At 69.2% G+C, this 14,315-nt stretch carries 11 protein-coding genes and 2 riboswitches; all 11 genes read left to right on the top strand.

Going from position 1 to position 14,315, the window contains the following annotated elements; translation table 11 throughout:
- The first annotated feature begins 276 nt into the window (after window positions 1–276).
- Entirely contained in the window at window positions 277–3,339 is a 3,063-nt protein-coding gene (gene ileS, locus FZ033_RS10060) for an isoleucine--tRNA ligase (protein WP_149576001.1), read from the top strand.
- 7 nt (window positions 3,340–3,346) lie between these two features.
- Window positions 3,347–3,880, top strand: coding sequence for a signal peptidase II (gene lspA, locus FZ033_RS10055; protein WP_149576000.1), 534 nt, complete (start codon window positions 3,347–3,349; stop codon window positions 3,878–3,880).
- Between the two features lie 63 nt (window positions 3,881–3,943).
- Window positions 3,944–4,687, top strand: a complete 744-nt coding sequence (locus FZ033_RS10050) for a hypothetical protein (RefSeq protein ID WP_149575999.1) — start codon at window positions 3,944–3,946, stop codon at window positions 4,685–4,687.
- A 168-nt stretch (window positions 4,688–4,855) separates the two neighbouring features.
- Complete coding sequence (locus tag FZ033_RS10045; RefSeq protein ID WP_149575998.1) at window positions 4,856–6,265, top strand: M16 family metallopeptidase; 1,410 nt, start codon at window positions 4,856–4,858, stop codon at window positions 6,263–6,265.
- A 77-nt stretch (window positions 6,266–6,342) separates the two neighbouring features.
- Complete coding sequence (locus FZ033_RS10040; protein WP_232847418.1) at window positions 6,343–7,635, top strand: M16 family metallopeptidase; 1,293 nt, start codon at window positions 6,343–6,345, stop codon at window positions 7,633–7,635.
- Window positions 7,636–7,822: 187 nt separating this feature from the next.
- Complete coding sequence (locus tag FZ033_RS10035; RefSeq protein ID WP_149575996.1) at window positions 7,823–8,758, top strand: hypothetical protein; 936 nt, start codon at window positions 7,823–7,825, stop codon at window positions 8,756–8,758.
- 90 nt (window positions 8,759–8,848) lie between these two features.
- Window positions 8,849–8,945, top strand: a riboswitch (glycine riboswitch).
- Between the two features lie 3 nt (window positions 8,946–8,948).
- Window positions 8,949–9,062: riboswitch (glycine riboswitch) on the top strand.
- A 99-nt stretch (window positions 9,063–9,161) separates the two neighbouring features.
- Window positions 9,162–10,307, top strand: a complete 1,146-nt coding sequence (gene gcvT, locus FZ033_RS10030) for a glycine cleavage system aminomethyltransferase GcvT (protein ID WP_149575995.1) — start codon at window positions 9,162–9,164, stop codon at window positions 10,305–10,307.
- A gap of 3 nt (window positions 10,308–10,310) precedes the next feature.
- The gene (gcvH, locus tag FZ033_RS10025) at window positions 10,311–10,688 is read left to right on the top strand and encodes a glycine cleavage system protein GcvH (RefSeq protein WP_149575994.1); all 378 of its coding nucleotides are present in this window, start codon (window positions 10,311–10,313) and stop codon (window positions 10,686–10,688) included.
- A gap of 2 nt (window positions 10,689–10,690) precedes the next feature.
- The gene (locus FZ033_RS10020) at window positions 10,691–11,164 is read left to right on the top strand and encodes an OsmC family protein (protein ID WP_149575993.1); all 474 of its coding nucleotides are present in this window, start codon (window positions 10,691–10,693) and stop codon (window positions 11,162–11,164) included.
- Window positions 11,165–11,176: 12 nt separating this feature from the next.
- Window positions 11,177–12,517, top strand: coding sequence for an aminomethyl-transferring glycine dehydrogenase subunit GcvPA (gene gcvPA, locus FZ033_RS10015; RefSeq protein WP_149575992.1), 1,341 nt, complete (start codon window positions 11,177–11,179; stop codon window positions 12,515–12,517).
- The gene (gene gcvPB, locus FZ033_RS10010) at window positions 12,517–14,088 is read left to right on the top strand and encodes an aminomethyl-transferring glycine dehydrogenase subunit GcvPB (protein WP_149575991.1); all 1,572 of its coding nucleotides are present in this window, start codon (window positions 12,517–12,519) and stop codon (window positions 14,086–14,088) included. The genes gcvPA and gcvPB overlap by 1 nt, the downstream gene beginning before the upstream one ends.
- Window positions 14,089–14,315 lie beyond the last annotated feature (227 nt).

The raw sequence follows: 14,315 nt of genomic DNA, 5'->3' as shown, positions 1-14,315 counted from the left end.
CTTTCATGGCTGCGAAGGGGACCTGTACCGGGCGCAGCAGGGGCCTTGCCCCTCCGCCGGCTCCCGCTGCGCCCATCTGCGGGCTTTTCGCGGCGCGGGGCGCCTGCTAGAAGCCGGGCCATGTGCGGATCTTTTCAGTGCGGCGGGGCGCTCCCCCGCCCCGGCACGCCCCGCGTGGCGCGAATTATCGGCCCGGCCCCCCGCCGGCGCGCCTGAGCGCGCGGGGGCCGCCGGGTTTGTTTCGCCTGATCCGACATTTCATGCCCCGAGCATTCCATGACCGCACCTGACACGTCCGCACCTGACACGTCCGCACCTGAAACTTCCACGGCTGAGGCGTCCACCGCCCCGGACTATTCCAAGACCCTGCTCCTGCCGCAGACCCAATTCCCCATGCGCGCGGGCCTGCCGAAGCTGGAGCCGGAGTTGCTCGCCCGTTGGGCCCGCACCGACCTCTACGGTCGCCTGCGCGAGCAGGGCCGGGGCCGCTCCCGCTTCGTGCTGCACGACGGCCCGCCCTATGCCAACGGCAACATCCATATCGGCCACGCGCTCAACAAGATCCTGAAGGACGTGGTGACGCGCTCCCAGCAGATGCTGGGCTATGACTCGAACTACGTGCCCGGCTGGGACTGCCACGGCCTGCCCATCGAGTGGAAGATCGAGGAAGACAATTACCGCAAGAAGGGCAAGACCAAGCCCGACTTCACCGACGCGGCCGCCATGGTGGCCTTCCGCCAGGAATGCCGCGCCTATGCCGAAGAGTGGGTGGGCAAGCAGCGCGAGGAATTCAAGCGCCTCGGCGTGGAAGGCGACTGGGACCACCCCTACACCACCATGGCGTTCGCGGCGGAAGCCCAGATCGCCCGCGAGATCATGAAGTTCGCCGAGAACGGGCTGCTCTATCGCGGTTCCAAGCCGGTGATGTGGTCCGTGGTTGAGAAGACCGCCCTGGCAGAGGCCGAGGTGGAGTATCAGGATTTCACCAGCGATACGGTCTGGGTGAAGTTTCCGGTTGCCTCCGAAGGCGACCTGAATGGCGCCACCGTCGTCATCTGGACCACCACGCCCTGGACCATGCCCGGGAACCGGGCGGTGACCTATTCCCCGAAGATCGCCTATGGCCTCTATGAGGTGACGGACGCCCCGGCCGACAACTGGGCCAAGGCCGGCGACCGCCTGATCCTCGCCGACAAGCTGGCGGACGACGTGTTCAAGTCGGCCCGCGTCACCGCCTTCGCGCGGCGCGGCGACGTGCCGGCGGAGGTGCTGGCGACGCTCATCCTGGCCCACCCGCTCGCCGAGCTCGGGCTCGGTGGCTACACCTTCAAGGTGCCGCTGCTGGAGGCCGAGCACGTCACCGACGACGCTGGCACGGGCTTCGTCCACACCGCCCCCGGCCATGGCCGGGAGGACTTCGAGGCGTGGGTGAGCCACCGCCGCTGGCTGGAGGAGCGCGGCATCAGCCCCGCCATCCCCTACACGGTGGACGCGGACAGCCTCTACACCGCGCAGGCCCCCGGCTTCGAGGGCAGGCGCGTCATCACCGAAAAGGGCGAGAAGGGCGATGCCAACGGCGCCGTCATCGAGGCGCTCATCAAGGCCGGCAACCTGCTGGCGCGCGGCCGGGTGAAGCACCAGTATCCGCACTCCTGGCGCTCCAAGAAGCCGGTGATCTTCCGCAACACGCCGCAATGGTTCATCGCCATGGACCAGGACATCCGCACTGCGGACGGGGCGATCGCTCCGCGCCCGGCGACCCTGGCGGGCAACGTGCCCGACACCCTGCGCGAGCGCGCGCTCGCCGGCATCAGGACGGTGGAATGGGTGCCGGCGGCGGGCGAGAACCGCATCACCGGCATGATCGCCAACCGGCCGGACTGGGTGGTCTCGCGCCAGCGCGCCTGGGGCGTGCCCATCGCCGTGTTCGTGAAGGAAAATGCCTACGGCGAAGTGGTGATCCTGAAGGACCCGCAGGTCAACGCCCGCATCGCCGAGGCCTTCGCCGCCGAGGGCGCCGACGCCTGGTTCAAGGAAGGCGCAAAGGAGCGCTTCCTCTCGGGTATCGTTGAGAAGCCCGACGATTGGGAAATGGTCCGGGACGTGCTCGACGTGTGGTTCGACAGTGGCTCCACCCACGCCTTCACGCTTGAAGTGCGCGAGGACCTGAAGGCCAGCCGCCCGCCCGAAGGCGACGACCGGGTGATGTATCTGGAAGGCTCGGACCAGCATCGCGGCTGGTTCCACTCCTCGCTGCTGGAAAGCTGCGGCACCCGCGGCCGCCCGCCCTACGACGTGGTGCTGACCCACGGATTCGTCCTCGACGAGGACGGCCGCAAGATGTCGAAGTCGCTGGGCAACGTCACCTCGCCGCAGGACGTGATCAAGCAGTCCGGCGCCGACATCCTGCGCCTGTGGGTTTGCGCCTCCGACTATGCGGACGATTTGCGCATCGGCCCGGAAATCCTGAAGACCACCGCCGACACCTACCGCAAGCTGCGCAACACCATCCGCTGGCTGCTGGGCTCCCTGCACCACGACCGGCCGGAAGAGCACGTAGCGTTAGCCGAGATGCCGGCGCTGGAGCGCTACATCCTCCACCGCCTCGTCGAGCTGGACGGCGAGATCCGCGCCGCCTACCGCGCCTTCGACTACAAGAAGGTCAATGCGGCGCTCACCCAGTTCATGAATATCGAGCTGTCGGCCTTCTATTTCGACATCCGCAAGGACGCGCTCTATTGCGATCCGCTGTCCTCGGTGACGCGCAAGGCCTGCCTCACCGTGCTGGACGCGGTGTTCGCGCGGCTCATCACGTGGCTGGCGCCCATCCTGCCCTTCACCTGCGAAGAGGCCTACATCGCCCGCACCGGCGATGAGGAGGGCTCCGTGCACCTCCTCGGCTTCCCGGACACCCCGATCGACTGGCGGGACGACGCGCTGGCGGAGAAGTGGCGCCGGGTGCGCGTCATCCGCCGGGTGGTGCTGGGGGCGCTGGAGGTGGAGCGCGCGGCCAAGCGCATGGGCTCCTCGCTGGAGGCTGCGCCGGAGGTCTATGTGAGCGATTCCGCGCTGGCCGATGCCCTCGACGGGCTGGACCTTGCCGAAATCACCATCACCAGCGCCGCCACCCTCATCCGGTCCGAGGGGCCGGCGGACGCCTTCCGCCTGCCCGACGTGCCGGGCGTGGCGGTGGTGCCGGTGCGCGCCGAGGGCCGCAAATGCGCCCGCTCCTGGAAGATCTCCGCCGAGGTGGGCACCGATCCTGAGTTCCCGGATGTCACCCCGCGCGACGCGGCAGCCCTGCGGGAATTCTACGCCGCCCAGACCGCGGCTCAGTGAGGTGACGATGGGCCGACGCCACATCTTCTTCGGCCTTTTCGTCGCGGTCCTCGTCCTGGTGGCGGACCAGGCGACCAAGAGCCTCGTCCTCGCATGGTCGCACCAGTGGACGGACCCGCTCCACACGGTGGCGCCGGGGCTCGATTTCGTCGCGCTGTGGAACAGCGGCATCAGCTACGGCCTGTTCCCGCAGGGCGAAACCGGGCGCTGGGTGCTGGTGGCCATCAAGGTGGCCGCCGCTTTGCTCTTCACCGTCTGGCTGACGCGGGCGCGGGGGCGGCTGGAAGCTTTCTCCCTCGGCCTCCTCATCGGCGGGGCCATCGGCAATGCGGTGGACCGGGTGGTCTATGGCGCGGTGTTCGACTTCGTCTCGCTCCACGCCTTCGGCTACCGCTGGTACGTGTTCAACCTGGCCGACGTGGCCGTGGTTGTGGGGGTAGGGCTGCTTCTTTATGATGCGTTTTTAGGTCGCGCCTCAAAATTGCCGCCCTCGGTCCCGCCAATGGCGGCGAAATCCGAAGCTGAGCGTGAGCGAAGCTGAACGCGAGCTCTGAAAGGCTGCCCAAAGGCCTCAGGGAAACCAGGACGTCGGGGAACAGGAACCATGCGCGTGAGCTCGAATTTTTCACGCGGCATCGCCGCCGAGCGGGCCGCAGGCGATCTTTCCGCCGTCTCTCTTTCCAGCAGCTTCGCGATGCCGCTGCGGCACTCCCGCCTTCTGGCTGCGGCCCTGCTGGGCGCTGGCCTCCTCGCGACGGCCGCCCCCCGGCCGGCAGCCGCCCAGACCTTCGATGGGTCATCGAGCCTCATGGAGAGCACCATGCAGCTCCTGGGCCTGAAGGACGAGGAGCCCAAGCCCGAGATCGACTATCGCGAGCGCGCCCCGCTCGTGGTGCCCCCGAAGGTGCCGGAGACCTTGCCCCCGCCCCAGGCCAGCGCGGCGGACGCCCATCCCAACTGGCCGAAGGACCCCGACGTCCAGCGCCGCAAGCGCGAGGCGGAAACGTCCAAGACGCCCATCGTGCGCGACGATCCCGGCCGTCCGCTGCTGCCCTCGGAGCTGAAGGGCGGCAAGCGCAAGAATATTGGCAATTCGTCCTCGCCCACCGAGCCCGTGGGCGCGGAATCCAAGCGCGACGTGCTGCTGCCCGACCAGCTCGGCTTCACCAGCTGGATGGGCGGCCTGGGCGGCAAGCAGGAACAGCTCTCCTTCAACGGCGAGCCGGAGCGCGAGAACCTGATCCAGCCCCCGCCGGGCTACCAGACGCCGGCCCCCAACGCCCCCTACGGCGTGGTGGAGCCGAAGAAAGAGACCTTCAAGTTCCCCACCCTGTTCGACCGGCAGTGACGGACGGACCACAGCTCTTTGATCTGGTGGATTAATTTTCGAACCGGATAGGGACCGTCCATTTCGAAAAGTTAATCCACCGGGCGGGGCGATCTTGACGGGCGCAACCTTTGCTTCCGCGCCCGGCTTCCTATCTTTCCTTGACGTGCCCGTCGTTCGGCGCGTCGAATGACGGAAGATCGCCACGTGTTCATGAGCCGCCTCACCATGATTGCTATTCTCGCCGCCACCGCGGCCACAGCCGCCCCCCGCATTGCTGACGCGGCAGGGCCGGAAGTCACCCAGTTCCAGCTCGACAACGGCCTTCAGGTCATGGTCATCCCGGACCACCGCACGCCGGTGGTCACCCACATGGTGTGGTACAAGGTGGGATCGGCCGACGAGCAGGCCGGCAAGTCCGGCATTGCCCATTTCCTCGAGCACCTGATGTTCAAGGGCACCGACGCCCACCCGCAGGGCCAGTTCTCGGCCGAGGTGGCGCGCCTCGGCGGCCAGGAGAATGCCTTCACCTCGCAGGACTACACCGCCTATTTCCAGCGCGTCGCCAAGGAGCACCTGGAAAAGGTGATGGGCTTCGAGGCTGACCGCATGACCGGCCTCAAGCTCTCCGACGAGGTGGTGCTGCCCGAGCGCGACGTGGTGCTGGAAGAGCGCCGCATGCGCACCGACAACGACCCCGGCGCGCGCCTCTCCGAGGTGCTGCAGGCCACGACTTATGTGAACCATCCCTACCAGCACCCCATCATCGGCTGGGAGCACGAGATCAAGGGGCTGAACCGCGAGGACGCCCTCGCCTTCTACCGCCGCTATTACGCGCCCAACAACGCGCTCCTGGTGGTGGCCGGCGACGTGGACCCGGACACCGTCCGCACCCTCGCCGAGAAGACCTACGGCAAGGTGGCCCGCGCCGACACCCCGCCCCGCAACCGCCCGCAGGAGCCCGAGCCCCAGGCCCACCGCCGGGTGGCGCTGTCCGACCCGCGCGTGGCCCAGCCCAGCCTGCAGCGCTCTTATCTCGTGCCCTCCTCCCGCACTGCCCAGCCCGGCGAGGCCGAGGCACTGGAAGTGCTCGGCCAGATCCTCGGCGGCGGCCAGACCAGCCGCCTCTACCGCGCCCTGGTGGCGGAGAAGGGCATCGCCGCCGGCTCCGGATCCTGGTATCAAAGCACCGCATATGATGCCACCCGCTTCGTGACCTACGCCTCGCCCCGCCCCGGCGTGAGCCTGGAGGACCTTGAGGCGGCGGTGGACGGCGTGATCGCGGAGCTGCAGGAGAAGGGCGTGGACGACCTGGAACTCGCCCGCGCCAAGACCCGGCTTACCGCCGACACCATCTATTCGCAGGACAACCAGGCCACCCTCGCCCGCATCTACGGCGCCTCCTGGGCCACCGGCATGTCGGCCGACGATGTGCGGGCCTGGCCCGACCGCATCAAGGCGGTGACCGCCGAACAGGTGAAGGACGTGGCGCGCCGCTATCTCATCACCGATCGCGCCGTCACCGGCTACCTGAAGCAGTCGGAGCCCAAAAAGGAAGCGGCCCCGAAAAGCGAAATCAAGAAGGACGACCGCTCGTGAGGGCTGGCCCCGCCCCCCTTTCCGACCGGACCGGCAGCGCCATGCGCGCCGGTCGTCTCCTCTTTGCGATGGTAACCATGGCCCTTTCCCTTCTTTCCGCCACCGCGGCGCAGTCCCAGTCCAGCCGGATCACCGAGGTGACGAGCCCCGGCGGCATCAAGGCGTGGCTGGTGCACGACACCACCCTGCCCCTGATCGCCGTGGAGTTTGCCTTCCTCGGCGGCGCCTCCCAGGACGGCAAGGACCTGCCCGGCCTTGCCAACCTCACCGCCTCGCTGTTCGACGAGGGGGCGGGCGCCCTTGATGCCCACGCCTTCCAGAGCGCCCTCGCCGACCATGCGGTGGAACTGCATTTCGACGCCGGGCGCGACGAGATCCGCGGCTCGCTGCGCACCCTGTCCGAGAATCGCGAGAAGGCGTTCGAGCTGTTGTGCCTCTCGGTGACCGAGCCGCGCTTCGACACCGAGGCGGTGGAACGCATCCGCGCCTCCCAACTCGCCATGCTGCGCCGGCGCTCCACCGAGCCCAACGCCCTCGCCAACGACCGCTGGTTCGCCCTCGCCTTCCCGGACCATCCCTATGGCCGGCCGGTGGACGGCACGCTGGAGACGGTCGCCCGCATCAGCCGCGACGACATCGCCGGCTTCGCCAGGCGCGCCATCGCCCGCTCCAACCTGCGGGTGGCGGTGGTGGGCGACATCAGCGCGGAGGAACTGGGCAAGCGGCTCGACGCCGTGTTCGGCACCCTGCCGGCCACCGCCACCCTGGTCCCCGTGCCCCATGTGGAGCCGCAGAAGATCGGCACCGTGGACGTCATTCCCCTCGACGTGCCCCAGTCGGTGGTGGTGATGGGCACCGGCGGCCTTGAGCGGCGCGACCCGGACTTCATCCCCGCCTTCGTGCTCAACCACATCCTCGGCGGCAGCGCATTTTCCTCGCGCCTGTTCAAGGAAGTGCGCGAGGCCCGCGGGCTGGCCTATTCGGTCTATTCCTACCAGGTGGCCCTCGGCCATACCGGCCTGTGGTTCGCCGGCACCGCCACCAAGAACGAGCGGGCGGGCGAATCCATCGCCATCATCACCGACGAGTTCCGCAAGATCCTGAAGGACGGGCCGAGCCAGACCGAGCTGGACGAGGCCAAGAGCTATCTCATGGGCAGCTATGCCCTGCGCTTCGACACCTCCTCCAAGGTGGCCGGTCAGCTGCTCCAGATCCAGCTGGACGAACTGGGCATCGACTATGTGGACCGGCGCAACGCCCTCATCGGCGCCGTCACCCTCGACGACCTGAAGCGCGTGGCGGCGCGCCTCGCCACCGCCCGCGACGCCCTCGTGGTGGTGGTGGGCAAGCCGGCGGGCCTGGGCGGCTAGGCCTGGCACCGAGGCTTCTCCCAGACCCGACAGCCCCGGCCCCGGCCTGGGCACACGGTTGCGCCGGGTAACCTTAATCCGCACGAGAACCGGTGACGCCCCTGGAAACGCCGGGGGGCGGTTCCCGAGCCCTTGCCCCCTTTGCTATAAGGCAGTCTGATCGGGGGCGCCCACGGAGTTGATGGACATGGTGCGCGCACAACAGGCCGGTGCATTTGGAACGGCTGCGGACACTCGCGCGGCGGATGGCGCGCGCGCCCGCCGCTTTTCGCGCCTGCCTCGGCTCGCCCTGCCGGCAATGCTCGCCGTGGCGCTCGCCGGCTGCGCCGGGGGCGAGGGGTTGGACGGCGCGTTCGGCGCGCAGGACACCGGCGTGGCCCGCACGGGCGGCACCTCCGCCGGCGTGGTCAACAGCGCTACCACCGGTGCCCTTATCGTGGGCACCGGCCCCGACGCCGTGACCTACGACTGCCCGCCGGTCACCGTGCGCACCGGTGCCGGCTCGTGGCAGGTCACTGCCGGCGGGGGGCTGCGTTATCAGGGCACGCTGGGCCGCCTGGCCCGGGAATGCTCCGTCTCCGGCGGCACCATGATGGTCCGCGTCGGCATCGAGGGCCGCATCCTGATGGGCGAGAAGGGTACGCCCGGTCAGGTCAAGGTGCCGATCCGCATCGCCGTGGTGCAGGAGGGGCCTTCCCCCAAGAACATCACCACCAAATTCTTCAACGTGGCCGTGGACGTGCCCGCTGATCCGGGCCACGCCGCCTTCACCGTGGTGGAGGAGCAGATCGCCTTCCCTCTGCTGAAGCCGGCGGAGATGGAGCGCCACGTGATCTATGTGGGCTTCGACCCGCAGGGCACCGAGGCGAAGGAGCGCAAGCCCGCCCCCGCCGCCAAGCCGAAGCCCCGGCCCAGGCCGGCGGCCGACACCTCCGAAGCGCCCGCCGCACCCGCCGCGAAGAAGCCGGCGGCGGCGCAGAAGCCCGCGTCCGGCGGCAGCGCGCCCCAGGGCGACGTGTTCGGCCCGCCCCCCGGCAGCAGCGGCACCCTGACGCCGGCGCCCTCCACCGGCGGCTTCGAGGCGCCGCCTTCCACCAGCACCTTCTCGCCGCCCCCGCGTTGAAGCAAGGTCCGGTGAAGCAGGGCGCGTTGACGCACGGCGCCATTGGCTTATGCTGCACGCGCGCTCGGGCCTCGGCTCGGGCGTGATCGGACGATCCCTGCGGGAGAGACCGGCGACCGCAAGGTACGCCGGCGCCGAAGGCGCAACCGCCCCGGAACCGCTCAGGCCAAAGGACCGCAGGGGGACGAATCTCTGGAAAGCAGCGCCGGTGCTGCGCGGCAACGCGCATCTTCGGCGCTCACCGAAGGAGTAAGCCGTGCCCTTCCACGAGGCGCGGTGAAATCTCTCAGGTCCTAAGACAGAGGGGGCGCCGCGCGGACCCGCGTCTTGCGTCGTGATGACCCGTTGGGTCGTGACGCGCGGGACGGGTTCGGACATTGGCGCTGTCGTCCGGGAGTCCCCCTTGGATCATTCCGAGCCTCTGCTCGAAACCCCGCTATTCTCCGCCCATCGCGCCCTCGGCGCGCGCATGGTGCCCTTCGCCGGCTACCAGATGCCGGTGCAATATCCCGACGGCATCCTCGCGGAGCACGGCTGGACCCGCACCCACGCTGGCCTGTTCGATGTCTCCCACATGGGCCAGGCCCTGCTGAAGGGACCCGACCACGCCACCACCACCCGCGCCCTCGAAGCCCTCGCCCCGGCGGATTTCCTGAATCTCGCGCCCGGCCGGCAGCGCTATTCCCAGTTGCTGGCTGAGGACGGCGGCATCATCGACGACTTCATGGTGACGCGGCCGCTGGCGCCGGAGGCGGACGGCACCCTCATCCTCGTGGTCAACGCCGCCTGCAAGGCCGGCGACTTCGCCCACATCGCCGCCCACCTGCCGGAGGGCGTCACCCTCATCGAGCGCCCGGAACGCGCGCTGCTCGCCCTGCAGGGTCCGGAAGCGGCGGCCGTCATGGCCCGCCACTGCCCACCGGCGGCGGCGCTGGACTTCATGGCGGCCATCCCGACTGAATTCGACGGGATCCCGGTGGAGGTCTCCCGTTCCGGCTATACCGGCGAGGACGGTTTCGAGATTTCGGTCGAGAACGAGAGCGCCCCCCTGCTGTGGGCCGCCCTGCTCGCCGAACCGGAGGTGAAGGCCATCGGCCTCGGCGCCCGCGACAGCCTGCGCCTTGAGGCCGGGCTATGCCTCTATGGCCACGACATCGATCTTTCCACCTCCCCCATCGAGGCGGCGTTGAACTGGTCCATCCAGAAGCGGCGGCGCAGCGAGGGTGGATTCCCCGGCGCCGGGCGCATCCAGGACGAACTGGCGCAGGGCCCGGCCCGCGTCCGGGTGGGGTTGAGGCTTGAGGGCCGCGCGCCGGCCCGCGAGGGGGCCGAGATCGCATCCGATGGCGCCGTGGTGGGGCGCGTCACCTCCGGCGGCTTCGCGCCGACGCTCGCTGCCCCCATCGCCATGGGCTACGTGCCGCCGGCCCTGTCCGCGCCCGGTACCCGCCTCGACGTTCTCGTGCGCGGCAAGGCCCTGGCGGCCACCGTCGCATCCCTCCCGTTCGTGCCGACGCGCTATGCGCGCAAACCTAAAGCTGGGGCCTGATCCATGACGAGCGTGCGCTACACGAAGGACCACGAATATGTGCGCGTCGAAGGCGACGTGGCCGTGGTGGGCATCTCCGACTACGCCCAGCAGCAGCTCGGCGACGTAGTGTTCGTCGAGCTGCCGGAGATCGGCAAGATCGTGACCAAGGGCGGCGAGGCCGCCGTGGTGGAGAGCGTGAAGGCGGCGAGCGAGGTCTATGCCCCCCTCTCCGGCGAGGTGGTGGAGGTGAACAGCGAGCTGGAAGGCGCCCCCGGCCTCGTGAACGAGGCCGCGGAGGGCAAGGGCTGGTTCATGAAGCTGAAGCTCTCCAACCCCGCCGAGCTGGACGAGCTTTTGAACGAGCACGCCTACAAGGACTTCCTGGACACCCTGGCCTGACCATGGCGAGCGACCACAAAGCGACCATCCGCTGGGCGCGGGGCGATGCCGTCTTCACCGATGGGCGCTATGCCCGCGCCCATGTCTGGGCGTTCGACGGCCTTGAGGTGCCCGGCTCGTCGGCGCCGTCTTCCGTGCGCGTGCCGCTCTCCCGTGAGGACGCGGTGGACCCGGAAGAGGCGCTGGTGGCCTCGGCCGCCAGCTGCCACATGCTGTTCGCGCTGGATTTCGCCCGACGCGCTGGCTTCCGCGTGGACAGCTACGAGGATGCTGCCGTGGGCGAGATGACGCCCAACGAGAAGGGCAAGCTCTTCATCTCCCGCATCACCCTCACGCCCGTAATGGTCTTCTCCGGCGACAAGCTGCCCTCCGCGGCGGATGTGGAGGCCATCCATCACCGGGCGCACGAGGAATGCTTCATCGCCCATTCCGTGCGCGCAGACATCATCATCACGCCGCGCTTCACCACCGCCTGACCCGGGATTCCCATGCGCTATCTCCCCCTCACCCCCGAGGACCGCGCCGAGATGCTGGCGCGGATCGGCGTCGCCTCGGTGGATGGGCTGTTCGCCGATATCCCCGCCGACAAGCGCGAGACCGCGCTGCCGCGCCTCGCCCTCCACACCGGCGAGTTGGAGGTGGAGCGGACGCTGGCCCGCCTCGCCGGGCAGAATGTGCCGGCCGGCTCCGTGCCCTTCTTCGTGGGCGCGGGGGCCTATCGCCACCATGTGCCGGCCACCGTGGACCACCTGATCCAGCGCTCGGAATTCCTCACCTCCTACACGCCGTATCAGCCCGAGATCGCCCAGGGCACGCTGCAATATCTGTTCGAGTTCCAGACCCAGGTGGCGGAGCTGACCGCCATGGAGGTGGCGAACGCCTCCATGTATGACGGCTCCACCGCCGCCGCCGAGGCGGTGCTCATGGCCCACCGCATCACCAAGCGCCGCAAGGCGGTGCTGGCGGGCAACCTGCATCCCCATTATCGCGCCACCATCGAGACCCTCTCGCGCTACGCCGCCGACGAAGTGGTGGCGCTGCCGCCCGCCCCGTTCGGCGAGGAAGACCTCATCACCCCCATCGACGACACGGTCTCCTGCGTGGTGGTGCAGTCACCGGACGTGTTCGGCAACCTCGTGGACCTGAAGCCCATCGCCGAAGCCGCCCACAAGGCCGGCGCGCTGCTGGTGACTGTGTTCACGGAAGCGGTGGCGCTGGGCCTCATCGAGCCGCCGGGGGCGCAGGGCGCCGACATCGTGGTGGGCGAGGGCCAGTCCATCGGCAATGCGCTGAATTTCGGCGGGCCTTATGTGGGCCTTTTCGCCACCCGCCAGAAGTTTGTGCGCCAGATGCCGGGGCGGCTTGCCGGCGAGACGGTGGACGCGGAAGGCCGGCGCGGCTTCGTGCTGACGCTGTCCACCCGCGAGCAGCACATCCGCCGCGAGAAGGCCACCTCCAACATCTGCACCAATTCGGGCCTGTGCGCGCTGGCCTTCACCATCCACATGAGCCTGCTGGGCAAGACCGGCCTCACCCGCCTCGCCCGCGCCAACCACGCGGCCGCCTGCGATCTCGCGGACCGGCTGGCGGCGGTGAAGGGGGTGAGCGTGATCAACGATACCTTCTTCAACGAATTCACCCTGCGCGTGCCCGGCTCGGCGGCGGACATGGTGGAGAAGCTGGCGGCCAGGGGCATCCTTGGCGGCGTGCCCTATTCGCGCCTCGCGCCCACATCGGGCCTCGACGACCTCATCCTCGTCGCCGCCACCGAGACGACCACGCAAGACGACCGCGCCGCCTATGCCGCCGCCCTGAAGGAGGTGCTGTGATGAACCGCGAAGGCCGCGGCGCCACCGCGCCGCATTCCACTGCCCTCACGGGCCCGCAGACCTTCACCGGCAACCGCGCGCTGGACCTGGAGGAAGGCCTGATCTTCGAGATCGGCCGCACCGAGGTGACGGGCGTCGACATTACCGAGCCCGCGCCGTTCCGCGACCGCCTCGGCACCCAGGCCCGCACCGCGCCGCTGGACCTGCCCGGCCTCTGCGAGCCCGAGGCCATGCGCCATTACGTGCGCCTGTCGCGCATGAACTATGGCATCGACAGCGGCCTGTTCCCGCTCGGCTCGTGCACCATGAAGCACAATCCGCGCCTCAACGAGAAGATGGCGCGGCTGCCGGGCTTTGCCGACATTCATCCGCTGCAGCCGCAATCCACGGTGAAGGGCGCGCTGGGCCTCATGGCCGAGCTGTCGCGCTACCTCTTGGAACTCACCGGCATGCAGGCGGTGGCGCTCACCCCCAAGGCCGGCGCCCACGGCGAATTGTGCGGCATGATGGCCATCAAGGCCGCACACGCCTCCCGTGGCGAAGGCGATGCGCGCCATGTGGTGCTGGTGCCCGAGAGCGCCCACGGCACCAATCCCGCGACCGCCGCTCTCATCGGCTATCAGGTGCGCTCCATCCCCGCCCGCCCGGACGGCACGGTGGACCCGGAGGCGGTGAAGGCCGCGCTCGGTCCCGAGGTGGCGGCGCTGATGCTCACCAATCCCAACACCTGCGGGCTGTTCGAGCGCGACGTGGTGGCCATCGCCGAGGCGGTGCACGACGCCGGCGCCTATTTCTATTCGGACGGCGCCAATTTCAACGCCATCCTCGGCAAGGTGCGCATCGCCGACCTTGGGGTCGATGCCATGCACATCAATTTGCACAAGACCTTCTCCACGCCCCACGGCGGCGGTGGTCCGGGGGCGGGGCCGGTGGTGCTCTCCGACGCGCTGGCCCCCTTCGCACCGGTGCCGGCGCTGGTCGCCACCGCCGAGGGGCTGGTGCTGGTGGAGGATGAAGGCGCGGACGGCGCCCAGCAGGCACTGGGCCGCATGAGCGCCTTCCACGGCCAGATGGGCATGTTCGTGCGCGCCCTGGCATGGATGCTGTCCCACGGCGCGGACGGCATGCGGCAGGCCTCGGAAGACGCGGTGCTGTCGGCCAACTATATCCGCGCCTGCCTCATGGACCTCATGAGCGCGCCCTTCGCCGAGCGGCCGGCCATGCACGAGGCGCTGTTCGACGACACCTGGCTCGCCGGCACCGGCCTCACCACCCTGGACGTGGCCAAGGCCCTCATCGACGAGGGCTACCACCCCATGACGGTCTATTTCCCGCTGGTGGTGCACGGGGCCATGCTCATCGAGCCCACGGAGAGCGAATCCAAGGCCTCGCTCGACCTGTTCATCGCGGCGCTCAGGGATCTGGCGCTGGCCGCCAAGGCCGGGGACAAGGAGCGCTTCCTCGGCGCCCCCTATTACGCCCCGCGCCGCCGCCTCGACGAAACCCGCGCCGCCCGCTCCCCGGTGCTGCGCTGGGTGAAGCCGGCGCCGGTGGCCGACGCGGCGGAGTAATCACGGCGGCCTCCCGCCTGCTCCCCCCGCAAGGGAAGAGCCGGCGGGAGGCGTCTTCGGGCACGGCTCTCGGCGCGTCGATCGGCGCAACACTGGGGTAAAGCCCGGACATGGCACCGGGAGGGGCTCACCCTTCAGGACTCACCCAAGATTCCATCAGGCCGGAATCCATCAGGCCTGGAACGACGAAAACCCGCGGGGGCATGGCCACCCGCGGGTCGATTTCT

Origin of the sequence: Xanthobacter oligotrophicus (assembly GCF_008364685.1) — a bacterium.
GTDB lineage: Bacteria > Pseudomonadota > Alphaproteobacteria > Rhizobiales > Xanthobacteraceae > Xanthobacter > Xanthobacter oligotrophicus.
This window is presented reverse-complemented; position numbering and strand designations above follow the sequence as displayed.

What these genes read in the sequence shown, in the direction of transcription:
- ileS (WP_149576001.1), top strand. Translation starts at nt 277, where the DNA reads ATGACCGCACCTGACACGTCCGCACCTGACACGTCCGCACCTGAAACT.
- lspA (WP_149576000.1), top strand. Translation starts at nt 3,347, where the DNA reads ATGGGCCGACGCCACATCTTCTTCGGCCTTTTCGTCGCGGTCCTCGTC.
- FZ033_RS10050 (WP_149575999.1), top strand. Translation starts at nt 3,944, where the DNA reads ATGCGCGTGAGCTCGAATTTTTCACGCGGCATCGCCGCCGAGCGGGCC.
- FZ033_RS10045 (WP_149575998.1), top strand. Translation starts at nt 4,856, where the DNA reads ATGACGGAAGATCGCCACGTGTTCATGAGCCGCCTCACCATGATTGCT.
- FZ033_RS10040 (WP_232847418.1), top strand. Translation starts at nt 6,343, where the DNA reads ATGGCCCTTTCCCTTCTTTCCGCCACCGCGGCGCAGTCCCAGTCCAGC.
- FZ033_RS10035 (WP_149575996.1), top strand. Translation starts at nt 7,823, where the DNA reads ATGGTGCGCGCACAACAGGCCGGTGCATTTGGAACGGCTGCGGACACT.
- gcvH (WP_149575994.1), top strand. Translation starts at nt 10,311, where the DNA reads ATGACGAGCGTGCGCTACACGAAGGACCACGAATATGTGCGCGTCGAA.
- FZ033_RS10020 (WP_149575993.1), top strand. Translation starts at nt 10,691, where the DNA reads ATGGCGAGCGACCACAAAGCGACCATCCGCTGGGCGCGGGGCGATGCC.
- gcvPA (WP_149575992.1), top strand. Translation starts at nt 11,177, where the DNA reads ATGCGCTATCTCCCCCTCACCCCCGAGGACCGCGCCGAGATGCTGGCG.
- gcvPB (WP_149575991.1), top strand. Translation starts at nt 12,517, where the DNA reads ATGAACCGCGAAGGCCGCGGCGCCACCGCGCCGCATTCCACTGCCCTC.